This is a genomic window from Aequorivita xiaoshiensis (assembly GCF_022008395.1).
GTDB classification, from domain to species: Bacteria; Bacteroidota; Bacteroidia; order Flavobacteriales; family Flavobacteriaceae; genus Aequorivita; species Aequorivita xiaoshiensis.
On sequence record NZ_JAIRBB010000002.1, the window covers coordinates 104,857 to 128,657 of the forward strand.

Consider the following 23,801-nt stretch of genomic DNA (forward strand, 5'->3'; position numbering starts at 1 on the left):
AATTTTTGTTTAAGTTTGTCTCTATTATATTCCAAACAACCTACCGGATGAAGAAAATTAATTTTTTTAAAGTTGTACTTTTGGCATTACTTACTTTTCAATTTATTGCCTGTGAAGACGAGCCTCTAACTGGAGATTTTCCACAAGATGATGATACAAACGCTGAAATAGGCCAATTTAAAGCTTTAGTGGATGGCAATCAATTTATAGCAGCCACTACAGACGCTTCATTGTCATCAGAAAATGAATTGGTAATTACTGGAACAAAAGTTACTGGCGAAAAAATTAAACTTACAGTATTTAATGCTGCTGTAGGAGTTTTTGATTTAAGTGCAAATCAAAACCTAGGGTCTTACTATGATACTTCTATAAATGAAAGGCCATTTAATTCATCATTAGCAAATGGTGGTTCTGGAGAAATTGAAATCACTGAAATAAATACTCAAGAGTTAACTATATCTGGAACTTTTAAATTTGTTGGGTTTAGAGTAAAAGTGGATAGTAATGGCGAAACAGTTTTAGATGGCAATGGAGATCCTGTTTTAGAAAGCATTGATATTACTAAAGGAACCTTTAATGCCATTCCTTATCTTGACGGCGGAAGTGGAAATGGTGGAAACGGCGGAAATCCATTAGATGAATTCTTCGCAAAAGTTGACGAAGTTGGGTTTATAGCTGATAGCATTTCTGTTACAGAACCTATTGTTGCAAATACTAGAATGCTTAAGATTGAAGCATTTAACGATGAAGGAGCTTCTATACGAATAGACATACCAAAGTCCTTAGGAATAGGAACTCACAATATGGTGAATATATCAAACGGTACAGACTTAATTGGGCTTTACAATGCTGGTGGTGGTTCAGAGTTTTTAACTTCAAACCCGGGAACACTAACAATCACAGAGTTTGATTTAGAGTTAGGTATTTTAAAGGCTAACTTCTCCTTTAGAGCAAATGACCCATTAGGACAAGTTGGTGATGAAGTGCTAGTTACTGAAGGTAGATTAACTGCTCATTTTGAAGGAGTGCCTGGGGGTAATAACTTATTTAAGGCAAAAATAGGAGATGCATCGTATAATCCTTTAGATATTGAGGTAACTACTGATGTTGTTAACCAATATCCTACAATAACCATTACTACAAATATAGAAAGCCAACGTATGGTTTTAACCTTCCCTGCGACTATTTCAGAGGGTACTTATGCAATGGGTACAGAAGTAATTGAAGGAAATGAAATTGTTGGGACTTATACTCCTGAAGTAGGTACATCAATAGATTTTATCTCAAATCCAGGTACGCTTACAATTACTAATTATAACTATCAAGAAAATACAATTCAGGGAATTTTTACATTTAAAGCCAAGGACTTAAATGAAGTAGATCCTACAATCTACAATATTACTGAGGGTTCTTTCTATCTCGAATTAGAGTAATTTCTACATAATATTTTTTAAAAGTCGTTTTTATAATATTTAAAAACGACTTTTTTATTGGTGATTTTTGTGCTTGAACTTCTAAACTTATATCATAGACTGGCACAACTCTTGAATTACTATAGGTGGAAGACTGGAGATAGTTTGATTTTCAGGGTTTTTACGCAAAAAAGTTAAAAAAAATCAATAATAAGAATTGTGTTTGCTTTTAAAAGTGACACAATGTCCTAATACAATATATGGCTAAATCAAAATTCACATCAATAGACAAGTTGTCATTTCAAGATTTACATGAAGATTCTGAGTTCATTCCGTTAATGTCTGCTGAAGACGAAGACGCAATGCACAAGGAGGAACTTCCTGAAATACTTCCTATTTTACCTTTAAGAAACACAGTGTTGTTTCCAGGAGTTGTAATTCCAATTACTGCTGGAAGAGATAAATCTATTAAGTTAATTAATGAAACAAATAAAGGAAACAAGGTAATAGGTGTAGTTTCTCAAAAAGATGAAAATGAGGAAGAACCAGGTGTGTCTGATATCAATACCGTTGGTACAGTTGCTCAAATACTTCGTGTTCTTAAAATGCCTGATGGTAATACTACAGTAATAATTCAAGGTAAAAAACGCTTTGAAGTTGCTGAAGTTATAACTACAGAACCTTATATGACTGCTACAATTAGAGAAGTAGCAGAAGCAAGACCAGAGAAGGATAGCGATGAGTTTAATGCTATTATCGATAGCATTAAAGAAATGGCTTTGCAAATCATTAAGCAAAGTCCTAACATTCCAACTGAAGCTTCATTTGCAATAAAAAACATAGAAAGCCCAAGCTTTCTTATAAACTTTGTTTCATCAAATTTAAATATTGAAGTAGAACAGAAACAAGCGCTTTTAGAAATTAACAATCTAAAAGAACGCGCTTTGGAAACGCTTCGATATATGAATATGGAAATTCAAAAGTTGTCGTTGCGAAATGATATCCAAAGCAAGGTTCAGAGTGATATTAATCAGCAACAACGCGAGTATTTTCTTCAGCAACAAATGAAAACTATCCAAGAGGAATTGGGAGGTTCTTCTATGGAGCAGGAAATCGAAGAAATTCGCGAACGTTCTAAAGACAAAAAATGGAGTGAAGAAGTAAACAAGCACTTCCAAAAAGAACTTTCTAAGTTACAGCGAATGAATCCGCAGGTTGCCGAATTCAGCATTCAGCGTAACTACTTAGACTTATTGCTTGAACTTCCATGGAATATATACAGCAAAGATAAATTCGATTTAAAAAGAGCTAGAAAAATCCTCGATCGCGATCACTATGGTCTTGACGATGTTAAAAAACGTATTATTGAATACCTCGCTGTTTTGAAACTTCGAAACGATATGAAGTCGCCAATTCTTTGCCTTTACGGACCTCCAGGTGTTGGTAAAACATCCTTAGGAAAATCGGTAGCAGAAGCTCTAGGTAGAAAATATGTAAGAATGAGTTTGGGAGGACTACGTGATGAGGCAGAAATTCGAGGTCATAGAAAAACTTACATAGGCGCTATGCCTGGAAGAATTATTCAAAGTATAAAAAAGGCAGAAACAAGTAACCCAGTCTTTGTTTTGGATGAAATAGATAAGATTTCTGCAAGTAATCAAGGAGATCCTTCATCAGCTATGCTTGAAGTGCTTGATCCGGAGCAAAACAATGCGTTTTACGATAACTTCTTAGAGTTAGGCTACGACCTTTCAAAAGTTATGTTTATCGCTACGTCTAACAGTTTAAGCACCATTCAGCCAGCTTTATTGGATAGGATGGAGATTATAAATGTAACTGGTTATACTGTTGAAGAAAAAGTTGAAATTGCTAAAAGACACTTATTGCCAAAGCAATTAAAAGAACATGGATTAACTGGTGATTCTTTAAAAATCGCAAAACCTCAACTTGAAAAAATTGTGGAAGGCTATACTCGTGAAAGTGGGGTTCGTGGTCTTGAGAAACAAATTGCTAAAATGGTGCGTTATGCAGCTATGAAAATAGCAATGGAGGAAGAATACGATGTAAAAGTAAGCAATGAAATAATTGTTGAAGTATTAGGTGCTCCAAAAATGGAACGTGACAAATACGAAAACAACGAAGTTGCAGGAGTAGTAACCGGATTAGCTTGGACTCGTGTAGGTGGTGATATATTATTTATAGAATCGGCACTTTCAAAAGGTAAAGGAGCATTAAATATGACTGGTAACCTTGGGAAAGTAATGAAGGAGTCTGCTACAATTGCATTAGAATACATTAAGTCTAATGCAGAAAAACTAGGAATAGATCCAGAGATTTTTGACAAGTACAATGTTCATATTCACGTGCCAGAAGGAGCAACCCCTAAGGATGGCCCAAGTGCGGGAATTACAATGCTTACTTCTTTAGTGTCGTTATTTACACAAAGAAAAGTAAAGAAATCTATTGCAATGACAGGAGAAATTACGCTTCGAGGAAAAGTATTACCTGTTGGAGGAATTAAAGAAAAAATCCTTGCTGCCAAACGCGCTAGAATTAAAGAAATTCTACTTTGTGAAGACAATAGGCGAGATATTGAAGAAATAAAAGATGAATATCTAAAAGGCTTAACCTTTCATTATGTGAAAGATATGAGCGATGTTTTAGAGTTGGCACTTACAGATGAAAAAGTAAAGAACGCTAAAACACTTTAAGGTAACCTAATAAAAGATGATTAATGTATTTTTGTTTTTATGCAAATGTGCATTAATCATCTTTGTTTTCTTTTCTTTGCAAAAATAAATTACACTTGCATTCGTTTAGACTTTAGTTACGGTAACTCACACTTATGACCCAAAAGGTTTTCTTGGTAATTTTTGTATTAATTTCTCAGCTATTAGAAGCTCAGGTGGGAGGTAAGGCGACTTATCAATTCCTGAATCTAGTTAATAGTCCAAGAATGGCCGCTCTAGGAGGTAAAGTTGTTACAAATTACGATTACGACCCGTCACAAGCATTGTTTAATCCTGCAACTATTAATGCAGAGATGGACAATCAATTATCGCTAAACTACACAAACTATATTGGTGATGTAAATTATGGGACAGCAAGCTACGCTTACCTTTGGGACAGACGTACTCAGGTATTACACGCAGGTGTTAGCTATGTAAATTACGGGAAATTTGATGGATATGATGAAGCAGGAACCCCAACAAATAGTTTTAGTGGTGGTGAAGTAGCTCTTTCTTTGGGTCACGCAAGAAATATTCCTTATACCGACTTTCACGTAGGATTAAATGTAAAGCTTATATCTTCAAAACTAGAGCAATACTCGTCATTTGGAGCTGCTGTAGATATTGGACTTATGTACGTTTATGAAGATTGGGACCTTCAAATTACTGGAGTTGCAAGAAACTTGGGGACACAAATCACCCCTTATCATGAAGAATACGAACCATTACCATTTGAGCTAATATTCGGAATATCTCAAACGCTAGAGCATATTCCCATTCGATGGCATCTTACTTTAGAAAATATGCAGCAATGGAATGTAGCCTTTTCTAACCCTGCTAGGGAACAAACCGACCTTGAAGGTAATGTTCAAAAAGAAAACATTAATTTCCTAGACAATGCATTTAGACATACTATAGTGGGAATCGAGCTATTTCCAGAAAGTGGGTTTAATATTAGGTTGGGATATAATTTCAGAAGAGGTGAAGAGCTTCGTATAGTAGATAAACGTGCATTTGCAGGAGTAAGTGCGGGTTTTGGTATTAAACTTAATAAATTTCGCTTAAGCTATTCATATTCCAAATATAGCGCTGCAGCTACATCTAGTTTCTTTGGATTAAATTTAGATCTTCAATAATGAAAAAAATTACTATTGCTATTGACGGTTATTCTTCTACAGGTAAAAGTACAGTTGCGAAACAACTTGCAGATTACTTAGGCTACATATATGTTGATAGCGGTGCGATGTATCGAGCAGTTACCTTATTCGCAATGCAAAATGGAATAATATCGAAAGAAAATTTTGATTTTGAAAAACTTAAAAAATTACTTCCTTCAATTCAATTAGAGTTTAAAAAAAAACCAGATTGGAGTAAGGCACATATTTTTTTAAATGGGAAAGATGTGGAAAATGATATTCGAAATTTAGAAGTTTCAGAGTTTGTAAGTCCTATTGCAACAATTCCAGAAGTACGCACTAAATTAGTGGCACAACAACAAGAAATGGGTTTGTTGAAAGGAGTAGTAATGGATGGTAGAGATATTGGTACCGTAGTTTTCCCAAATGCCGAACTAAAGATATTTATGAATGCTTCAGCTGAAAAAAGAGCTGAAAGAAGATATAAAGAACTTACAGATCGTGGCGACTCTGTTAAATTTAAGGATGTTTTAAGGAACATTGAAGAAAGAGACAACATTGATACTACTCGTAAGGATTCCCCGCTTAAAAAAGCTTCAGATGCCATCGAAATTGATAACTCTGATATCAATATAGAAGATCAATTTCATACAGTACTCCAATTAGCTAAGGATAGGATAGCAGGGCGTGTTTAAATTACAACGGCGTACTTTTTCTACTATTTAAAAAAATTTCTATTATTTCACTTTCCAAAAACAACATAAAATGAGTTTTTTAAAAGAATTTAAAAACTTCGCCATCAAAGGTAATATGATTGATATGGCGGTTGGTATCGTTATAGGAACTGCTTTTAACAATGTAGTTAGCACTATAGTTAAAAAGGTTGTAATGCCTCCGTTATCCTTACTTACGGAAGGAGTAAAGCTTTCAGATAAGGAATACGTATTGCGTGAAGCTTCTGAAGCTTCTGATGAAGTTGCAATTGGTTATGGAGAATTAATGGAGGTTCTAATAGACTTTCTAATAATCTCTTTTACCATTTTTGTGATAATAAAGTTTATCAATCGTTTTAAAACGAAGTCTGAAAACCCTAAGGATAAAACCGTAGAAACTCCTAAAAATATTCAACTCCTTTCCAATATTGAAAAGTTACTAGAAGAGCAAAACAGCTACATTAAGAATAAGGGAGCTAAGGACTAACTTTTCGTGCCGTAGCCTTACTAGAACTCGTTTTACCTACTTCTCTAAACTCAAAAGTGTATGTGTCCTTATCTGTGGTTAAAATCTTAATTTGAATCGCTTTCTTTTCAGCTTGATTCTTAGGGTTTATTTTTTGTAGTACGTATTCACAATCGTTTATCCAACGTATAGAGGAGGTATCAGCTTTCCCTTCATAATAATCTATTTCTATAGAATCGTTACGTGTGATGGTAGTTTTAAAGACCTCAGTTCCTGAAAGTGCTTCGAATTCAAAGGTTCCTGTTTTAAAATTTGAGCAGTTACGCTCTTTTTCATAACAACTACTGAATAAAAACAGCGGTAATAAAAGTAGATAAAAACGCATTTTTAATTTTTTATGCGAATTTCCGAAAAATTACTGAGATGAATTAGTTTTGGTAGGCTTTAAAAGTTCCATCGCGATAAAATATCACAATTTTATCAATCTCTTTTCCCGAGTCAAGATTTTGCTCAACACTTTTTATTGATGAAACACTCTTCTTTTCATCATTCGAAGTGGTTGTCGAAAATAGGTCTAAACTTTTCTCACTCGTATTTGAAGGTTTAAGTTTTTGTTCTTCTTTCTCTTTAGAATTTTCTAAAGTAGAAGGGAAGCTTCCTTTTCCATAGAGCAACCAATTCATTTCAATTTCTGGAAATTCCTTCAATAATTTCATGACAAAATCTAAACTTGGCTTATTTCTACCCGATAATAAATGGGAAATTGTCGAGCGATTAAAATCCATTTTTTCAGCAAAAGCCGTTGCTGAAATACCGTAATATTCCAGAATTTTTTCAAGTCGTTTTACAAAATCTTTACTGTTTACCATTGTAACAAATATCGCATCAAAATAACTATTACAAATGTAAACTATTATTTTAAACTAAACTAATATGTGTATATAAACCTTATTTTTAATTAAATTAAAGGTTTAATTATAAGCCAATAACTATTTGATTATAAATATTTTAAATTAAATATATAAAAAATTGATTTTCAGTGGGCTGTAATTGAGGGCAGAAGACTGGAATTTGTTTACTAATGTAACAGATGGTAACTAACTCTCTTGTTTACTTTTGTAAACAATGCAATGTTTAACTTTGTAAACTTCAAAAATTATTATGAAATTAAATGATTGGTATACCCGCAATTTTGAAAGTGCTTTAAGTGGTAGATATATTACATTAAATCACATTAATCCATTATTGGAACTTTATAAAAATGATTACAATATTACAGTTGTTGGTCAGTCAGAAAATGGTCAAGATATCCCCCTTGTAAAAATTGGAACTGGAAAAAAAGTTGTTTTGGCTTGGTCGCAAATGCACGGAAATGAATCTACCACCACCAAAGCTTTATTTGATTTTTTAAAATTTATAAATCAAAAACATTTTTATCAAACTGAAATTGAAAATTTCTTAAGTAGTTACACCTTATATATAATCCCAATTTTAAATCCAGATGGTGCGCAATCTTATACAAGAGTTAATGCAAACGACATTGACTTAAATCGAGATGCACAAAATTTATCACAAAAGGAAAGTAAGTGCCTTAACAGGCTCTTCAGTGAGCTAAAGCCTGAATTATGCCTTAATATGCACGATCAACGTTCTATTTTTGGCTTAAATACAGGAAAACCGGCTACTGTTTCCTTCTTATCACCTGCTGCAGATGAAAGTAGATCTCTTACAGAGGCAAGAAAATTGGCGATGGAGAAGATTGTAAAGATGAATAATTATCTTCAAAACATTATTCCTGGCCAGGTGGGAAGGTATGATGATAGCTTTAATGCAGCATGTGTAGGTGACACTTTTCAAAAAGCTGGTGTTGCTACTATACTTTTTGAAGCGGGGCACTTCGAGTTAGATTATGAAAGAGAAAAAACTCGTGAGTTTATATTTTATGCGCTTTTATCATTATTCGATATTATTGGTAATGAAAAGGAACTTATTGACTATGAGGATTACTTTAAAATCGGTGAAAATCAAAAAAATTATAATGACATTATTTTAAGAAATGTAAAAATCGAAACCGAAAAGAAGTCCATTGATATCGCAATTCAGTATAAAGAAGTGCTAAAAGGTGATAAAATTCGTTTTGAGCCTATAATAGATGCATTTGGCGATTTGGAAAACCGTAAAGGGCATAAAGAGAAAAATATAAAAAACAAAAATATTTTAACAAAAACCCAACAAAATTTAACAATTGGCACTCAAATTTCAGAATTATTTGATAAAAGTGATGAATTGATGATATTTTTTCAAAAAAAAGCTTCCATAATAAGGTAAAACTACCTAATTTCGCGAAAAAAATATACGAAAATGGGTAAATTCAAATTAGACGAAACGGATCACAAAATTTTAGATCTATTAATTGACAATACACGTATTCCTTTCACAGATATCGCTAAGAAGCTTGAAATATCTGCAGGTACTGTACACGTTAGAGTTAAGAAAATGGAAGATGCAGGAATAATCACAGGTTCTTCATTACAAGTAGATTATCAAAAACTGGGATACTCTTTCATTGCTTATGTTGGAATCTTTATTTTCAAAACCTCTCAAACACAATTTGTTTTAGAACGCATTAGTGAAATTCCATTTATCACAGTTGCTCACGTAACTACAGGAAAATTCAATATTTTCTGTAAAATTAGAGCAAGAGATACAGCTCACGCTAAAGAAATTATCTACGAAATTGACGATATAGAAGGTGTAAGTCGTACAGAAACAATGATTTCTATGGAAGAAAGCATTAATGATAAGAAGAGAATGTTACACTCAATCTTTAATGAGATGTAATCTTATTAAATAAACGCTATTAAAACCTTTACCACTTGGTAAAGGTTTTTTTTTATTTCAAAACTTAAGGAGTTGTAATTACTTAAGTTTTTCTAAATTTATAAAAATCAACAATTGAATATGAAGCTATTCAAACTCTTAAAGAATACCTATTTAAGTTGGGACAAAAATGATCCTTGGGCTAAAAGTGCGATTATCGCTTATTATGCATTATTCTCACTGCCTTCCTTACTGATTATTACTGTTCATTTTGCAGGCGTATTTTTCGGTAGAGAAGCGGTAGAGGGAAAAATTACAGAAGAAATAAGTGGCTTAATAGGAAAGGGAAGTGCAGATCTTATTCAAACAATGATAATAAATTCAGCATTATCTGAAAGTTCGCTACTATTTATAATCTTTGGTGTAGGGGTTCTTATTTTTGGTGCTACAGGAGTGTTTTTTCAGCTTCAAAAAGCTTTGAATAATATTTGGAGCGTTCGTGCACTAAAAAATAACATTTTAGATACCTTAAAACGAAGAGCGGTTTCTTTTGGAATGGTGCTAATTATAGGTTTATTGTTATTAATATCATTAGTATTAAGCACAGCTGTAAATGCATTAAGTGATTTAATTGGAAACTATTTTGACGAGTTTTCTACATTTTTTATAAAACTGCTGAATTTTGTCATTTCACAAGTTATAATAACCTCTTTATTTGCATCAATTTTTACGTTACTTCCAGATGTAAAAGTTAAGTGGAAAACCAATCTAATTGGTGCGTTTATGACTTCCTTGCTATTCTTAGTAGGAAAGTACTTAATAGGATTTTACTTTTCAGAGTCAGATCCAGCTTCAGTTTATGGTGCTGCAGGAAGTGTTGTTTTGGTTTTATTATGGGTGTATTATACTTGTTTAATATTATTTTTTGGTGCTGAATTTACCGTCAACTGGGCGCTTTATAAGAACATTAAAATTGAACCCACTGAAAATGCAACGCTATCATACGAATTAGAAATGCAGGAACTTAGAGAATATAAACGTAAAGTTGAGGAAGATAAAAAAAAAGCCTTAGCCTTAAAAAATAATGCGAAGAAATGAGCATTGCCTATAAAGAAAAAAGAGGCTTTATTGAGCCTCTTTTTTTATAAATGTATTCTAAAAAGGATTACTCCTCCTCATCCATTTTTCTCTTATCTAACATTTCGCTAATTGGTTCGTTGAAGTCTGCTTCTTCGTAATCGTCTTCATCAAAATTAGCCATGGACACTTCAAGTCGAGAGCTTACTTTTACCAGATATATGGCATCCTCTGTTCTTACCTCAACCGCTTCAACTAATTCGTTTTTTGCGTTTTTAAAGGTAATAACATGGTCATCATCATACCCATCAGGGTATTTTTCAACTAATAAAGAAAGTATCTCGGGGGTCAACTTTCGGTAATCTACAATTATGCGCTTCATGTAATTTTTAATCTTTAAATTATGGGATAAAACTATTTAAAATATGATTACTTAAAAATGTTTTAAAGAATTTTTTTACAAATTTTTATAGTACTCGAAAGCTTTGTAAATCAATTCATTGTTAACAGTGCAATTGGTTTGATATGCACCAATGTCCTCTAAAAGTACAAAAAGAACCTTTCCGTTTCTGTTTTTCTTGTCAAACACCAGCAATTTAATGATGTTTTCAATGTCCATATTAGTGAATTCTACCTTTGAAAAATAATTTAAAATGCTTTTAGAAACTTCCTCTAAGGTGTTTTTTGAAAAATTATGTGTTTCCGATGAAATGTAAGTTGCTAAAATAATACCTATCGCAATAGCTTCCCCATGTAATAATGTTTTTTTCTCTGAACTTTCAAGAAAGTAGGATTCTATTGCGTGACCAAGTGTATGGCCGTAATTTAAAGTTTTTCTTAAATCCTTTTCAAAAGGATCTTTCGAGACAACTTCTTTTTTAATGTTTATAGAACCCCAAATTAATTTTTCAAACTCATCTTTATTGTACACATTTATAATCTTAACTTCATTCCAATATGCCTTACTGTGTATAACTCCGTGTTTCAACATTTCAGCAATCCCGGAAGTTAAGTGCTCTGAAGGTAGTGTTTTTAAGAACGCTGTATCAATAATCACCATTTCTGGAGAGTTGATAACTCCAATTTGATTTTTTAGATGTCCTAGGTCTATTCCGTTTTTTCCTCCTACTGAAGCATCAACTATAGCGAGTAGGGAAGTAGGTATATTAATAAAATTTACACCTCTATTATATGTAGATGCCACAAAACCACCTAAATCAGTTACCACACCACCTCCAAGGTTTATTATTAAGCTGTTTCTATCGGCTCCATTTTCTGAAAGTGTATTCCAAACATCCACACAGGTAGAAATGTTTTTATACTTTTCTCCGGCTGGTATCGTAATAATATAAGGAGTAAATTCAAAAATAGCCTTTTCTAAAAAGTAAGGAATGCAGTGTTTGCGCGTATTTTTGTCGGTTAGAATGAAGAGATTAGAAGGATTTGATTTCTTGATAAAATTATCCAAGGCTATCCAAGCTTCTTTGCTGTTGTAAATCAATTCTTTATCCTTTTTATTTGTAGACATTAATTTCTTGAATTTTATGGTGTAAACACAATTCAAATCTAAGTATATTTGTACACTTTATTTCCCCTTTTATGTCAACAAATTCTCTTTTCGATAATACGGAAACTGCATTTCAGTTAAAAAGCGATTCAGAACTAGAACGCGCTTATTTCCTGTTTAAAATGATTTCTAACGAACCTCTAGTAAAAATAGGTTCTGCGGTTACAAAGTTTGCATTAAATATAAACTTGCCTGTAGAAGGGTTAATACGTTCTACAGTATTCGACCATTTTTGTGGTGGTGTGAATGAATTAGACTGTATGCCTACGGTGGATAGACTGCAGGAGGTGGGTGTGTCTTCGGTACTTGATTACTCTGTAGAGGGTAAAGAGGAAGAGGAGCAATTTGAAGCAACTACTAAAAAAGTAATTGAACTAACAAAATTTGCCAAGAATAAGGAAGCAATGCCTTTTTCAGTATTTAAACCTACGGGTCTTGGAATGTTCAAAATTTGGCAAAAGCTTACAGAAAAAGAAGCTTTAACAAATGAAGAGAAAGATCTATGGAATAATATCGTGTCTAGATACGATAGAATTTCTAAGGTGGCTCACGAGTGTAATATTCGTATTTTAATTGATGCTGAGGAATCTTGGATGCAAGACGCAGCAGATGATCTTTGCGAAAAGATGATGGAGAAATACAATAAGGAGCGACCAATTATATTTAATACTTTACAATGCTATCGTTGGGATAGATTAGACTATCTAAAAGGATTGCATAAACGCGCTAAAGAAAAAGGATTTAAGCTAGGGTTTAAGGTTGTTCGTGGCGCATATATGGAAAAAGAAAATGATCGCGCCCTTGAAAAAGGTTATAAAACGCCTATTTGTGAAAGTAAAAAAGCAACCGATGATAACTTCAATAATGTTTTAAAATACATTTTTGATAATCTAGATGATATCGAGTTGTTCGCTGGAACTCATAATGAATCCAGTACTTATATTGCAATGGATATAATGAAACAAAAAAGCATTTCTAAAAGTGATGACAGGGTTTGGTTCGGTCAGTTATTTGGTATGAGTGATCATATTTCATTTAATCTTGGTGCTGAAGGATATAATGTAGGAAAATACATTCCATTCGGACCTGTAAAAGATGTTATGCCTTACTTGATTCGTCGTGCTGAAGAAAACACATCTGTGGCTGGGCAAACTAGTAGGGAGCTTACTTTACTTAAAAAAGAAAAAGAGCGTAGAAACCTCTAAGAAATTAAAAAGCCTCTTAATTAAGAGGCTTTTTTTATGTTTTTATTATTTCTGAATTACTTCCGCATTTGAAACAGTTGCCGTTTTATTGCAATTTTCAATTCTAATCTTTAGCGTTTTCTCTGAAAACTTCTTCTCAATTACATATTGATTACAGGAGTCTAAATTGGTGATACTTTGAGAGAATATTACATCTCCATCAACTAATAAATTAGATACAGCCGAAGTGTCCATTTTGTTTTCGCGAAGGACTCTCAAGCTTTCTTCGGTAAACGCTCGTTCTTTGTTGCGAATGTTTTTTAATGTCCGAGATTCTGGACCATAATCACAAGATGTCTTTTTTCCGCTTAAAATAAAAAACAATAAAAGTATTCCTAATAAGAACCCCCCTGAAAAATAGGCGAATCGGTGTGTTAATTTCATTTTATGGGATTAGAGTTTTGGTATGTGTATTTATTAAAGTAGAATTTTATATCTAAATTTAAAAAATCAATAAATTGATATCGCTATAAGACATATCAAACCAATCGGCAATTGCTTTGTTGGTTAAAATTCCGCGGTAAAAGTACAAACCATTTTTCAAACCGTTGTCAAAACGAACAGCATTTTCTAATCCACCACTTTCGGCAATTTCTAAAAGATAGGGGGTGAATATATTACTAATAGAAATTGAAGCGGTTTTCGGGTATCGTGCCGGAATATTAGGCACCCCGTAATGTATTACATTGTGCTTAATTATTGTTGGGTTATCGTGACTGGTAGTTTCTGTAGTTTCAAAACACCCTCCCATGTCTACGCACACATCTATCACTACAGCACCTTTCTTCATATTCTCCACCATATCTTCTGTTACAATAATAGGGGCGCGGTTGTGACCTCTAACGGCGCCTATCGCCACATCACAACGTCGTAAGGCTTTCATTAAATTCTTTGGTTGTATAGTAGAGGTGTATAATATACGACCAACATTGGTCTGAATTTTTCGAAGTTTGGTTATTGAGCTATCAAAAACTTTAACGTTGGCACCTAATCCAAGAGCAGATCGCACTGCAAACTCACCAACTGTGCCAGCACCGATAACTACAACTTCAATTGGGGGGACGCCGCTAATATTTCCGAAAAGTAAGCCGTTACCTTTTTTTGCGTTTACCATTAATTCTGCAGCTATAAGAACAGAAGCAGTTCCTGCAATTTCACTTAAAGCTTTAACTGCAGGGTAGGTGTGATCTTCGTCTTTTATAAATTCAAAGGCCAGAGCGGTAATTTTCTTTTTTGCAAGAGCGTCAAAATATGATTTTTGACGTGTTTTTAATTGTAGTGCAGATATTAAAACAGTTTTAGGTTTTATAAGCTCTAATTCGTCAAGAGTTGGTGGCTCGACTTTTAATACCATCGGGCATCCAAACACTTTTGTTTTATCTTCCGTAATCTGAGCTCCAGCTTCTGAGTAATCTTTATCTGTAAACCCTGCATCATCTCCAGCGCCTCGTTCAATCAAAACTTTATGCCCGTTGTTAACCATTGCATTCACGGCATCTGGTGTAAGACAAATTCTTTTTTCTTGAAAATAAGCTTCCTTAGGAATACCTATAAGGAGTTCACCCTTTTGTCTGGTTATTTCAAGGGTTTCCTCTTGAGGAATTAATTGAGCGTGTGTGAAAGGAGAAGTGGGATGAGACATAGTACTAGTTTAACCGTCTCAATTTACGAATAATTTTCATTTTTGATAAGGAAATTTCAATAGCAATTAGACTTCAGAAATTTATAAACTATAAGAAGTGAACTTAGTTATCAATCTTTAAAAATCTACTTCCGTCGTCATTTTTGGATAAGTAGACTTTTGTCGCATTTTCAGGTAGTAATGAAGAAATTTTTTCTGGCCATTCAATAAAAACGTAATCTCCAGTTTCAAAATATTCTTCAACTCCCATATCAAAAGCTTCTGATGGATTTTCTAATCTATAAAAGTCGAAATGATAAATTTGTATATCTTCAGATTGATACTCATTTACTATTGAAAATGTTGGGCTTCCAACTGTGTCTGTGCAACCGAGTTGTTTTATTAATTCTTTAATGAGTGTTGTTTTACCAACACCCATTTTCGCAAAGAATAAAAATATATTATGAGGTGCCTTCTTAAGTAGCTGTTTAGCGACTTCAGCAATGTTTTCTTCAGTATAAACAATCTCCATTATAAATGTCTATTTATCGAGTCAAAAATAAATTAAGGAAAGCAATTGAACACCTTAAATTCATTTTTTTATTTAGGTGTAAATACAGAAAATGGAATTATCATCTCTTCTAAAGAAACACCTCCGTGCTGGTATGTGTTTCGGTAATAACTAACGTAATGATTGTAATTGTTAGGATATGCAAAAAAGTAATCTCCTTTAGCAAAAATAAACGAACTACTCATGTTTATAGTTGGTAAGCACAGTTTCTTAGGGTCTTTAGCTGCTAGGACTTCCTTGTCTTCATAGGTTAAACTTCTACCTGTTTTATAACGTAAGTTCAAACTAGTGTTTTTATCACCGATAACTTTAGACGGGTTTTTTACATTAATTGTTCCGTGGTCGGTAGTGATAATAAGTTTAAAACCTAAACGTGCAGCTTGTTGAATAACTTCTAATAAAGGCGAATTTTTGAACCAACTTTGGGTTAACGAACGGTACGACTTATCCGTAGAAGCAAGTTCCTTAATTACTTCCATCTCGGTTTTGGAGTGTGAAAGCATATCAACGAAATTATAAACTACTACAGTTAGGTCTTCGTCTTTGTGGCTTTTAAAATTTTCAACAAGTTTTTTTCCTTGTTTTAAACTTGATATTTTGTGGTAACTCCAATTTATATTTATTCCCAATCTTTTTAATTGTGCAGTTAGGAACTCTTCTTCCTTCATGTTTTTTCCACCTTCATCTGTATCATTTAACCATAAGTCTGGGTGAAGTTTTTCCATTTCACTAGGCATTAAACCTGAGAAAATGGCATTTCTAGCATATTGCGTAGCCGTTGGAAGAATACTGCAAAACAGTTCCTCTGAAGTTTTTTTGTAAATGTTGGCTACAGTAGGCTCGAAGGCTTTCCATTGGTCAAACCTTAGGTTGTCCACAACAACTAAAAGGGTAGGAGTGCCTGTTTTTAGCTCTGGCTGTATTTTATCTCTAAAAAGTGTATGCGACATTACTGGCGCTTCACTTGTATCTTCAAACCAAGAAGGATAATTTTTATCTATAAACTTACAGAACTGATTATTGGCTTCAGTTTTTTGTGATTCTAAAATTTCAAACATCCCCGAATCTTCAATTCCTTCCAATTCTAATTCCCAGTAAACTAATTTTTGATAAAGATCTTTCCATTCATCAAAACTATTTACCATAGAAAGATCCATCGCAATTTTTCTAAATTCTTGCTGATAGTTTGAAGTTGTTTTTTCAGAAACTAACCTGCTGTGGTCTAAGTTTTTCTTAAGACTAAGAAGAATCTGATGTGGATTTACGGGTTTAATTAAGTAATCGGCTATTTTAGAACCAATTGCTTCTTCCATAATATACTCCTCTTCACTTTTTGTTATCATTACAATAGGAATCGAAGCTTGTTGTTCTTTAATTTCAGCTAAAGTTTCAAGTCCACTAAGGCCTGGCATATTTTCATCTAAAAAAACAATATCGAAAACTTGTTTTTTTATTTCTTCTAGGGCTTCCATACCGCTTTGTGCAGTAGTTACTTTATAGTTTTTATTTTCTAAGAAAAGAATATGTGGTTTAAGTAAATCTATTTCATCATCTACCCATAGTACTTTTATGTTGCTCATATATGTATATTTGTGTTGTTGCTCCTTTGCAATTAGCCTATATATTAATTATTATAAAAGATGCTAGCCTAGGAGTGTTGTTAAAATCAATTTGGTATAATTCTCACAAATTTGCGAAGAATCACTTCAAAAATAGCCCCGAATTGTGTCAAAAGAATATTGTAGCTATTAATTTAAAGTTAAAGTTTGAAAACCTTTCCCAAACTCAAGATTATAAACGATCCTATCTATGGTTTTATTACCATACCAAGTAAATTGGTTTTCGATTTGATAGAGCATAGATACTTTCAAAGATTGCGCAGAATTTCACAAATGGGTTTTTCGTATATTGTATATCCAGGAGCCCATCACACTAGATTTCATCATGCATTAGGTGCCATGTTCTTAATGCAGAAAGCTGTGCAAACCCTCAAGTCTAAAGGAGTTGATATTTCCACTAAGGAAGAAGAAGGTTTGTATATAGCTATACTTTTACACGATATCGGTCACGGTCCCTTTTCACATGCTATGGAAAACAGCATAGTAGAAAGTGTGAGTCACGAGCATATTTCACTACTGTTTATGGAAGCTTTAAACAGTGAGTTTAATAATCGTTTAGCTTTGGCTATTAAGATATTTAAAGATGAATACACTCGTAAATTTTTCCATCAATTGGTATCTGGCCAATTGGATATGGACCGATTGGATTATTTAAAACGCGATAGTTTCTTTACAGGAGTTCCAGAGGGAACTGTAAATGCTCAACGTTTAATTGCAATGTTGAATGTAAAAAACGATGCTTTAGTTGTAGATGAAAAAGGAATATATTCGGTAGAAAATTTTCTTGTAGCAAGGCGTTTGATGTATTGGCAGGTTTATCTTCATAAAACAGGGATAGTAGCAGAACAACTTTTAGTTAGAGTTTTAAAACGTGCAAAACAGCTTACTGCACAAGGAGTTGAGTTGCATGCTAGTAAAAACTTACAGTTTTTCTTAAAGAATAACATAACCTTAGATAGTTTTTCGGAGGAGGTGCTCGATACGTTTTCTAAGTTAGATGATTACGATATTGTATCAGCAATGAAGGTTTGGGTGGAAAGTGACGACTTTGTATTAAAGAATTTATCTGCAATGCTACTTAATCGCGACTTATTAAAAGTGAAAGTTAAGCCGAAACCTTATTTGGATAAAAAAGTAAAAAGTAAAAGAGAGAAGTTGATGGATAAATATCAGCTTTCAGAAGAAGAAGCTGCTTACTTTATTTTCAGCGGTACGCTACAGAATCAGGCTTATAGTATGGAAAAGGAAACCATTAATCTATTGTTGAAAAATGGAAAAATTATAGATGTTGCAAAGGCTAGTGATCAGCTAAACTTAGAGGCTTTATCTAAGTCTGTGGTTAAGTACTATATGTGTTATCCAAAAAACAATACTGATAGCTATAGAGACTAAGCCCTTTTTTTCTATTTTTGCAGGAATGAAAATTAACAACCAATATTTAAATCATTTTATTAATGCTAATTTGCGGTTGATTATTTTCCGAAATTCGGTTGAAGAAAATCCACTCGCATTATGAAATTTACAGCAGCCCAAATAGCAGGAATACTTGACGGAACCGTAGAGGGAAACGACAGTGTAGAAGTTTCTGAATTATCTAAGATTGAAGAAGGTAGTGAAGGAAGCTTAACCTTTTTGGCAAACCCTAAGTATACGCATTTTATATATTCAACAAAGGCTTCGGTAACTATTGTTAATAATGATTTTGTTGCCACCGATAAAATTTCAACTACGCTTATCCGTGTTGAAAATGCCTATAATGCATTTTCTAAACTACTAGAATATTATAATCAGGTAAAGATGAATAAAACGGGTATTGAAAATCCTGTTTTTATTTCAGAAAGTGCCAAATACGGAGAGAACTTGTATTTAGGCGCTTTTTCATATATAGGTGAAAATGTTAGGATTGGGAATAATGTAAAAATCTATCCAAATTCATATTTAGGAGACAATGTGTCTATTGGCGATAATACTGTGATTTTTACTGGTGCAAAACTGTATTCAGAAACTAAAGTAGGCGAGTCCTGCGTTATTAATAGTGGCGTTGTTATTGGTGCTGATGGTTTTGGCTTTACTCCAAATGAAAAAGGGGAATATAAAAAAGTTCCTCAAACTGGAAATGTAATTTTAGAGGACAACGTAGATGTAGGTCCAGGAACGACAATAGATCGCGCTACATTAGGTTCTACATTAATTAAGAAAGGGGTTAAGTTAGACAATCAAATTCAGATTGCTCATAATGTTACCATTGGAGAAAATACCGTTATAGCCGCTCAAACTGGAGTAGCAGGTTCTACCAAGATAGGAAAAAATTGTATTATTGGTGGCCAAGTAGGAATAGCTGGGCATATTGTAATTGGAGACAATGTAAAAATACAAGCTCAGAGTGGTATAGGAAGAAATGTAAAAGACAATGAAACCTTACAAGGCTCTCCAGCATTAAATTATGGCGATTTTAATAAAAGTTATGTATATTTTAAAAACCTTCCTAAAATAATGGAAAGGTTTAATATAGTGGAAAAAAAACTTGATAATGAATAAAAGTGTGGTAAAACAACGCACCATTGGTAAAGAGGTATCTCTTACTGGGGTAGGCCTACATACTGGCAAGGAAGTTACAATTACGTTTAAACCTGCACCTGAAAACCATGGCTATTCTTTTGTAAGAATAGATTTGGAAGGTCATCCTGAGATTGAAGCAGATGCCAATTTTGTAGTTAATACGCAACGCGGAACCAATTTGGAAAAGCGAGGTGTAAAAATCCAAACTTCAGAACACGTTCTTGCTGCATTAGTAGGACTTGAGGTTGATAACTGTATTATGGAGCTTAACGCTTCAGAACCGCCAATTATGGACGGGTCATCTAAGTATTTTGTTGAAGCTATTGAAAAAGCTGGAATTGTAGAACAAGAAGCTGAAAGAGATGAGTATGTCGTAACTGAAGTTATTTCGTATGTAGATGAAGAATCAGGCAGTGAAATTATAGTTATGCCATCGGATGAATACCAAGTAACTACAATGGTAGATTTTGGCACTATGGTTTTAGGTACTCAAAATGCTTCATTAAAAAAGATTTCAGACTTTAAGGACGAAATTGCAAATGCACGAACTTTTAGTTTCCTTCACGAAATTGAAATGTTGTTAGAACACGGCCTAATTAAAGGTGGTGATTTAAACAATGCTATTGTATATGTAGATAAAGAGCTTTCTCCAAATACTATGGAAAAGCTTCGCAAGGCTTTTGGGAAAGATAATATCTCGGTTAAGCCAAATGGAATTCTAGACAACCTTACGCTTCATTATCCAAACGAAGCAGCTAGACATAAGTTGTTAGATGTTATTGGTGATTTAGCGCTGATTGGTACTCGAATTCGCGGGAAGGTTATAGCTAATAAGCCAGGCCACCATGTAAATACACAATTTGCTAAAAAGCTTTCAAAGAGAATTAAAATTGAAAGACGAAATAAAGTTCCTAAATTTGATATCAACCAACCACCAGTAAAAGATGTAAATGAAATAATGGCTATGCTTCCACATAGACCACCATTTTTATTGGTTGACAAAATTATGGAAATGACCGAAACAGGGGTGGTAGGTCTTAAAAATGTGACTATGAACGAACCTTTCTTCGTTGGTCACTTCCCAGGAGCACCAGTTATGCCAGGAGTTTTAATTGTTGAAGCTATGGCACAAACAGGTGGTATTTTAGCATTAAGCACTGTACCAGACCCTGAAAACTACCTTACATTCTTTATGAAAATAAACAATGTAAAGTTTAAACAACAGGTTAATCCTGGAGATACACTTATATTTAAATTAGAACTAATTACCCCTATCCGCCGAGGAATTGTACATATGCAAGGAAACGCTTATGCGAATGGTAAATTAGTTACAGAAGCTGAGCTTATGGCTCAAATGGTTAAAACAAAAAATTTATAAATGAACCAACCACTTGCATACGTCCATCCGGGCGCAAAAATTGCCAAAAACGTTGTGATAGAACCTTTCACAACAATCCATAATAACGTCGTAATTGGCGAAGGAACTTGGATTGGAAGTAATGTAACTATTATGGAAGGTGCACGTATTGGTAAAAACTGTAATATTTTTCCAGGTGCTGTAATTTCTGCAGTTCCTCAAGATTTGAAATTTAAAGACGAAGAAACAACGGCCGAAATTGGTGACGGAACTACTATTAGAGAATACGTTACAATCAATAGAGGTACAGTAGATCGCGGAAAAACCGTAATCGGTAAAAACTGTTGGATCATGGCTTATTGCCACATTGCTCACGACTGCATCGTTGGAGATAACTGTATTTTTAGTAATAACAGTACCCTTGCAGGGCATATTACAGTAGGCGATCACGTAGTATTAGCAGGAATGACTGCTGTTCATCAGTTTTGTATGATTGGTAATCACGCATTTGTTACAGGTGGTTCCCTAGTACGAAAAGATGTACCACCATACGTTAAAGCTGCTCGAGAACCACTTAGTTATGTGGGTATAAACTCGATTGGGTTAAGAAGAAGAGGATTTACTTCAGAAAAAATTACCGAAATTCAGAATATTTATAGACTTCTATATCAGAAAAACTATAACACCTCCCAAGCTACAGAAATTATTGAAGCTGAAATGGAGGCAACTCCTGAACGAGATGAAATCCTTCAGTTTATTAAAAATTCCAAGCGTGGAATTATGAAGGGATATTTCAATTCAAATTAATTCAAACAAAATTACAATCAATTAACTATAAATATAAATAATGGCTACTTCATCAGATATAAGAAAAGGACTTTGCATTCGTTATAACAACGATATTTACAAGATTATAGAATTCCTTCACGTAAAACCAGGAAAAGGCCCTGCATTCGTAAGGACTAAATTAAAAAGTGTAACTACAGGTAAAACCATTGATAACACTTTTTCAGCTGGTCATAAAATTGATGATGTTCGTGTTGAAACTCATAAATTTCAATATTTATACAGTGAAGGTGAAATGTATCATTTTATGAATACAGAGGATTATTCTCAAATTCAATTAATGAAAGGCATACTTGATACTCCAGAATTAATGAAAGAAGGAGAAGTAGTATCTGTACTTATAAATGCAGAAGACGGTGCGCCACTTTCAGTTGAAATGCCTGCGCATGTTGTTTTAGAAGTAACATCAACAGAGCCAGGTGTAAAAGGAAATACAGCTACAAACGCTACTAAACCAGCAATTGTAGAAACTGGAGCTGAAATTAATGTTCCATTGTTTATCAACGAAGGAGATAAAATTAGAATCGATACCGAAAAAGGTCAGTATCAAGAAAGAATGAAAGAATAAATTTTATTCATCTATTAAACTTCAAAAACAGTATTCATTAATTCTATAGCTAACTAAAAGTGAAATTTCCAACTCCACAAACTCTTGAAAATATAGCCATTCTTATCGGCTCTGATTACGTAGGTAGTCCTGATTTTCCAGTTTTTGGAATGAACGAGATTCACGTAGTTCAGCCTGGAGATATTGTTTTTGTAGATCACCCAAAGTACTACGATAAAGCACTACAATCGCAGGCTACAGTTATACTTATTAATAAAAAGGTAGATTGTCCTGTAGGGAAAGCACTATTAATTTCTGACGATCCTTTTCGAGACTTTAACAAGCTTACTCGTTATTTTAAACCTTTTACTAGTTCTAACAGTTTAATTTCAGAATCTGCTGAAATAGGTGAGGGAACAGTGATTCAACCCAATGTATTTATTGGCAACAACGTAAAGATTGGGAAAAACTGTTTAATTCATCCTAATGTTAGTATTTATGATAATACTGTAATTGGAAATAATGTTACGATTCACGCGGGTACTGTTTTAGGTGCTGATGCTTTTTATTATAAAAACCGTCCAGAAAACTTTGATAAATTATTAAGTGGCGGAAATGTTGTAATAGAAGACAATGTAGATCTTGGCGCACTATGTACTATAGACAAAGGAGTGACAGCATCTACAACCATAGGGGAAGGCTCAAAGCTCGATAATCAAGTTCACGTAGGACACGATACTGTTATTGGTAAACGCTGTTTAATAGCTGCTCAAGTTTGTATAGCAGGCTGTGTTTTGGTAGAAGATTTTGTAACACTTTGGGGGCAAGCAGCTATTACTAGTGGGGTGACTGTAGGTGAAAAAGCAATAATATCTGCACAAAGTGGTGTTAGTAAATCACTTCCTGGACATAAATCATATTTCGGTTCACCTGCAGAAGAATTTAGAAAAAAATATAAGGAATTGGCCATGGTTAAGCTAATTCCAGACATAATTAAAAAACTGGATAAATTGCCATGAGTAATAAAGCAAAAGAAATAGTTAGGGATTTTTATAATTCCGATTTATTAAAAGACGAAACAATTTTAGAGCGCTTTTTCCATCCTGATTTACAGTTGATATGGAATAGTGCTGATGGTCTTAATATTTTAAGTTATAACGACTTAAAAAACTTCTTAGGTGAGGTTAAGCGTTCTTATAACGATTTAAGGATTGAAATTAGTCATCTCTTAGCAGACGGGCCACACGTAACAATACGTTACAAGTATTATATCCGTACTATGGAAAATCCAGATGAAGAGTTAGGAATTGCTCATTTCATTGGGATTTGGGAAGTTAAAGACGATAAAATTTACAAAGGATATCAAGTTAGTCAGCCTGTTACCGAAAATGACGACACTACCGAAAGTTATCAAAAAGTTAAGGTTTAATAATTTTTAAATCCGTTGTCAAAAACTGTATCTTTGCAGGAATTCTGAATAAAATTCGAAAGGTTTATTTGAATTTAAATTATATATA

The 23,801-nt window shown here is 33.6% G+C and carries 24 protein-coding genes; 16 read left to right on the forward strand and 8 right to left on the reverse strand.

Translation table 11 applies throughout. The features are described from left to right. Positions 1 to 47: 47 nt before the first annotated feature. The 5 genes from K8344_RS03750 (at position 48) to mscL (ending at position 6,477) form a co-directional block, all read left to right on the forward strand. Positions 48 to 1,433: a DUF6252 domain-containing protein gene (locus tag K8344_RS03750; RefSeq protein WP_237606947.1), complete on the forward strand. Its 1,386-nt coding sequence runs from the start codon at positions 48 to 50 to the stop codon at positions 1,431 to 1,433. 239 nt (positions 1,434 to 1,672) lie between these two features. Continuing rightward, the gene (gene lon / locus K8344_RS03755; protein WP_139854515.1) at positions 1,673 to 4,123 is read left to right on the forward strand and encodes an endopeptidase La; all 2,451 of its coding nucleotides are present in this window, start codon (positions 1,673 to 1,675) and stop codon (positions 4,121 to 4,123) included. A gap of 134 nt (positions 4,124 to 4,257) precedes the next feature. Further along, the gene (gene porQ / locus K8344_RS03760; RefSeq protein WP_139854516.1) at positions 4,258 to 5,277 is read left to right on the forward strand and encodes a type IX secretion system protein PorQ; all 1,020 of its coding nucleotides are present in this window, start codon (positions 4,258 to 4,260) and stop codon (positions 5,275 to 5,277) included. Beyond that, a complete protein-coding gene (gene cmk / locus K8344_RS03765; RefSeq protein WP_237606948.1) occupies positions 5,277 to 5,972 on the forward strand; it encodes a (d)CMP kinase in 696 nt (231 codons plus the stop codon). Before porQ ends, cmk begins: the two co-directional genes overlap by 1 nt. Positions 5,973 to 6,042: 70 nt before the next feature. Beyond that, positions 6,043 to 6,477 carry a large-conductance mechanosensitive channel protein MscL gene (gene mscL, locus K8344_RS03770; RefSeq protein WP_139854518.1) on the forward strand — a complete coding sequence of 145 codons (435 nt, stop codon included), beginning with the start codon at positions 6,043 to 6,045 and terminating at the stop codon, positions 6,475 to 6,477. On the opposite strand, the gene K8344_RS03775 is transcribed toward mscL, so the two are convergent. Together K8344_RS03775 and K8344_RS03780 are read right to left on the reverse strand one after the other, a co-directional pair. Beyond that, a complete protein-coding gene (locus K8344_RS03775) occupies positions 6,467 to 6,841 on the reverse strand; it encodes a DNA topoisomerase IV (RefSeq protein WP_139854519.1) in 375 nt (124 codons plus the stop codon). The two genes, mscL and K8344_RS03775, sit on opposite strands and share 11 nt — an antisense overlap. 43 nt (positions 6,842 to 6,884) lie before the next feature. After that, a complete protein-coding gene (locus K8344_RS03780; RefSeq protein ID WP_139854520.1) occupies positions 6,885 to 7,325 on the reverse strand; it encodes a helix-turn-helix domain-containing protein in 441 nt (146 codons plus the stop codon). Between the two features lie 292 nt (positions 7,326 to 7,617). Between K8344_RS03780 and K8344_RS03785 the strand changes: the two genes are divergently transcribed. From K8344_RS03785 to K8344_RS03795, 3 genes are all read left to right on the forward strand, one after another. Then, positions 7,618 to 8,784 carry a M14 family zinc carboxypeptidase gene (locus K8344_RS03785; RefSeq protein WP_237606949.1) on the forward strand — a complete coding sequence of 389 codons (1,167 nt, stop codon included), beginning with the start codon at positions 7,618 to 7,620 and terminating at the stop codon, positions 8,782 to 8,784. Between the two features lie 33 nt (positions 8,785 to 8,817). Then, complete coding sequence (locus K8344_RS03790; RefSeq protein ID WP_139854522.1) at positions 8,818 to 9,297, forward strand: Lrp/AsnC family transcriptional regulator; 480 nt, start codon at positions 8,818 to 8,820, stop codon at positions 9,295 to 9,297. A gap of 120 nt (positions 9,298 to 9,417) precedes the next feature. Next, the gene (locus K8344_RS03795) at positions 9,418 to 10,374 is read left to right on the forward strand and encodes a YihY/virulence factor BrkB family protein (RefSeq protein ID WP_237606950.1); all 957 of its coding nucleotides are present in this window, start codon (positions 9,418 to 9,420) and stop codon (positions 10,372 to 10,374) included. A gap of 67 nt (positions 10,375 to 10,441) precedes the next feature. Here the strand turns inward: K8344_RS03795 and K8344_RS03800 are convergent, their stop codons facing one another. Continuing rightward, a complete protein-coding gene (locus K8344_RS03800; protein WP_139854524.1) occupies positions 10,442 to 10,735 on the reverse strand; it encodes a hypothetical protein in 294 nt (97 codons plus the stop codon). 75 nt (positions 10,736 to 10,810) lie between these two features. Continuing rightward, positions 10,811 to 11,881 carry a 3-dehydroquinate synthase gene (gene aroB / locus K8344_RS03805; protein ID WP_237606951.1) on the reverse strand — a complete coding sequence of 357 codons (1,071 nt, stop codon included), beginning with the start codon at positions 11,879 to 11,881 and terminating at the stop codon, positions 10,811 to 10,813. Positions 11,882 to 11,952: 71 nt separating this feature from the next. Here aroB and K8344_RS03810 point away from each other — a divergent pair, with 71 nt between their 5' ends. Beyond that, positions 11,953 to 13,125, forward strand: a complete 1,173-nt coding sequence (locus tag K8344_RS03810; protein ID WP_185098105.1) for a proline dehydrogenase family protein — start codon at positions 11,953 to 11,955, stop codon at positions 13,123 to 13,125. A gap of 45 nt (positions 13,126 to 13,170) precedes the next feature. Here the strand turns inward: K8344_RS03810 and K8344_RS03815 are convergent, their stop codons facing one another. From K8344_RS03815 to porX, 4 genes are all read right to left on the reverse strand, one after another. Beyond that, entirely contained in the window at positions 13,171 to 13,548 is a 378-nt protein-coding gene (locus tag K8344_RS03815) for a hypothetical protein (RefSeq protein ID WP_237606952.1), read from the reverse strand. A gap of 58 nt (positions 13,549 to 13,606) precedes the next feature. Continuing rightward, positions 13,607 to 14,806 carry an alanine dehydrogenase gene (locus K8344_RS03820; protein WP_139854528.1) on the reverse strand — a complete coding sequence of 400 codons (1,200 nt, stop codon included), beginning with the start codon at positions 14,804 to 14,806 and terminating at the stop codon, positions 13,607 to 13,609. A gap of 103 nt (positions 14,807 to 14,909) precedes the next feature. After that, entirely contained in the window at positions 14,910 to 15,317 is a 408-nt protein-coding gene (gene tsaE, locus K8344_RS03825) for a tRNA (adenosine(37)-N6)-threonylcarbamoyltransferase complex ATPase subunit type 1 TsaE (protein ID WP_237606953.1), read from the reverse strand. Positions 15,318 to 15,385: 68 nt separating this feature from the next. Further along, a complete protein-coding gene (gene porX / locus K8344_RS03830; RefSeq protein ID WP_237606954.1) occupies positions 15,386 to 16,936 on the reverse strand; it encodes a T9SS response regulator signal transducer PorX in 1,551 nt (516 codons plus the stop codon). A 186-nt stretch (positions 16,937 to 17,122) separates the two neighbouring features. On the opposite strand from porX, the gene K8344_RS03835 reads away from it, so the two are divergent. From K8344_RS03835 to K8344_RS03865, 7 genes are all read left to right on the forward strand, one after another. Further along, on the forward strand, positions 17,123 to 18,367 hold the full coding sequence (locus K8344_RS03835; protein ID WP_237606955.1) for an HD domain-containing protein: 1,245 nt from the start codon (positions 17,123 to 17,125) through the stop codon (positions 18,365 to 18,367). A gap of 120 nt (positions 18,368 to 18,487) precedes the next feature. Beyond that, positions 18,488 to 19,513, forward strand: a complete 1,026-nt coding sequence (gene lpxD / locus K8344_RS03840; RefSeq protein WP_237606956.1) for a UDP-3-O-(3-hydroxymyristoyl)glucosamine N-acyltransferase — start codon at positions 18,488 to 18,490, stop codon at positions 19,511 to 19,513. Continuing rightward, entirely contained in the window at positions 19,506 to 20,912 is a 1,407-nt protein-coding gene (locus K8344_RS03845) for a bifunctional UDP-3-O-[3-hydroxymyristoyl] N-acetylglucosamine deacetylase/3-hydroxyacyl-ACP dehydratase (RefSeq protein ID WP_179951768.1), read from the forward strand. Before lpxD ends, K8344_RS03845 begins: the two co-directional genes overlap by 8 nt. Next, positions 20,913 to 21,698 (forward strand): acyl-ACP--UDP-N-acetylglucosamine O-acyltransferase, encoded by a 786-nt coding sequence (lpxA, locus tag K8344_RS03850; RefSeq protein WP_139854537.1) that lies wholly within the window; start codon positions 20,913 to 20,915, stop codon positions 21,696 to 21,698. It begins immediately after the preceding gene. A gap of 40 nt (positions 21,699 to 21,738) precedes the next feature. Further along, entirely contained in the window at positions 21,739 to 22,305 is a 567-nt protein-coding gene (efp, locus tag K8344_RS03855; protein WP_139854538.1) for an elongation factor P, read from the forward strand. A gap of 59 nt (positions 22,306 to 22,364) precedes the next feature. Then, the gene (locus tag K8344_RS03860; RefSeq protein WP_237606957.1) at positions 22,365 to 23,303 is read left to right on the forward strand and encodes a UDP-3-O-(3-hydroxymyristoyl)glucosamine N-acyltransferase; all 939 of its coding nucleotides are present in this window, start codon (positions 22,365 to 22,367) and stop codon (positions 23,301 to 23,303) included. Then, a complete protein-coding gene (locus K8344_RS03865) occupies positions 23,300 to 23,713 on the forward strand; it encodes a nuclear transport factor 2 family protein (protein WP_139854541.1) in 414 nt (137 codons plus the stop codon). Before K8344_RS03860 ends, K8344_RS03865 begins: the two co-directional genes overlap by 4 nt. The last annotated feature ends 88 nt before the right edge of the window (positions 23,714 to 23,801 follow it).

Excerpts from the sequence above, each read along its gene's own strand:
- K8344_RS03795 (WP_237606950.1), top strand. The coding sequence starts at position 9,418 with ATGAAGCTATTCAAACTCTTAAAGAATACCTATTTAAGTTGGGACAAA.
- K8344_RS03790 (WP_139854522.1), top strand. The coding sequence starts at position 8,818 with ATGGGTAAATTCAAATTAGACGAAACGGATCACAAAATTTTAGATCTA.
- K8344_RS03815 (WP_237606952.1), bottom strand. The coding sequence starts at position 13,548 with ATGAAATTAACACACCGATTCGCCTATTTTTCAGGGGGGTTCTTATTA.
- lpxA (WP_139854537.1), top strand. The coding sequence starts at position 20,913 with ATGAACCAACCACTTGCATACGTCCATCCGGGCGCAAAAATTGCCAAA.
- cmk (WP_237606948.1), top strand. The coding sequence starts at position 5,277 with ATGAAAAAAATTACTATTGCTATTGACGGTTATTCTTCTACAGGTAAA.
- porX (WP_237606954.1), bottom strand. The coding sequence starts at position 16,936 with ATGAGCAACATAAAAGTACTATGGGTAGATGATGAAATAGATTTACTT.
- lpxD (WP_237606956.1), top strand. The coding sequence starts at position 18,488 with ATGAAATTTACAGCAGCCCAAATAGCAGGAATACTTGACGGAACCGTA.
- K8344_RS03750 (WP_237606947.1), top strand. The coding sequence starts at position 48 with ATGAAGAAAATTAATTTTTTTAAAGTTGTACTTTTGGCATTACTTACT.
- porQ (WP_139854516.1), top strand. The coding sequence starts at position 4,258 with ATGACCCAAAAGGTTTTCTTGGTAATTTTTGTATTAATTTCTCAGCTA.
- K8344_RS03865 (WP_139854541.1), top strand. The coding sequence starts at position 23,300 with ATGAGTAATAAAGCAAAAGAAATAGTTAGGGATTTTTATAATTCCGAT.
- K8344_RS03800 (WP_139854524.1), bottom strand. The coding sequence starts at position 10,735 with ATGAAGCGCATAATTGTAGATTACCGAAAGTTGACCCCCGAGATACTT.
- efp (WP_139854538.1), top strand. The coding sequence starts at position 21,739 with ATGGCTACTTCATCAGATATAAGAAAAGGACTTTGCATTCGTTATAAC.
- K8344_RS03785 (WP_237606949.1), top strand. The coding sequence starts at position 7,618 with ATGAAATTAAATGATTGGTATACCCGCAATTTTGAAAGTGCTTTAAGT.
- aroB (WP_237606951.1), bottom strand. The coding sequence starts at position 11,881 with ATGTCTACAAATAAAAAGGATAAAGAATTGATTTACAACAGCAAAGAA.
- K8344_RS03845 (WP_179951768.1), top strand. The coding sequence starts at position 19,506 with ATGAATAAAAGTGTGGTAAAACAACGCACCATTGGTAAAGAGGTATCT.
- mscL (WP_139854518.1), top strand. The coding sequence starts at position 6,043 with ATGAGTTTTTTAAAAGAATTTAAAAACTTCGCCATCAAAGGTAATATG.
- K8344_RS03780 (WP_139854520.1), bottom strand. The coding sequence starts at position 7,325 with ATGGTAAACAGTAAAGATTTTGTAAAACGACTTGAAAAAATTCTGGAA.
- lon (WP_139854515.1), top strand. The coding sequence starts at position 1,673 with ATGGCTAAATCAAAATTCACATCAATAGACAAGTTGTCATTTCAAGAT.
- tsaE (WP_237606953.1), bottom strand. The coding sequence starts at position 15,317 with ATGGAGATTGTTTATACTGAAGAAAACATTGCTGAAGTCGCTAAACAG.
- K8344_RS03820 (WP_139854528.1), bottom strand. The coding sequence starts at position 14,806 with ATGTCTCATCCCACTTCTCCTTTCACACACGCTCAATTAATTCCTCAA.
- K8344_RS03810 (WP_185098105.1), top strand. The coding sequence starts at position 11,953 with ATGTCAACAAATTCTCTTTTCGATAATACGGAAACTGCATTTCAGTTA.
- K8344_RS03775 (WP_139854519.1), bottom strand. The coding sequence starts at position 6,841 with ATGCGTTTTTATCTACTTTTATTACCGCTGTTTTTATTCAGTAGTTGT.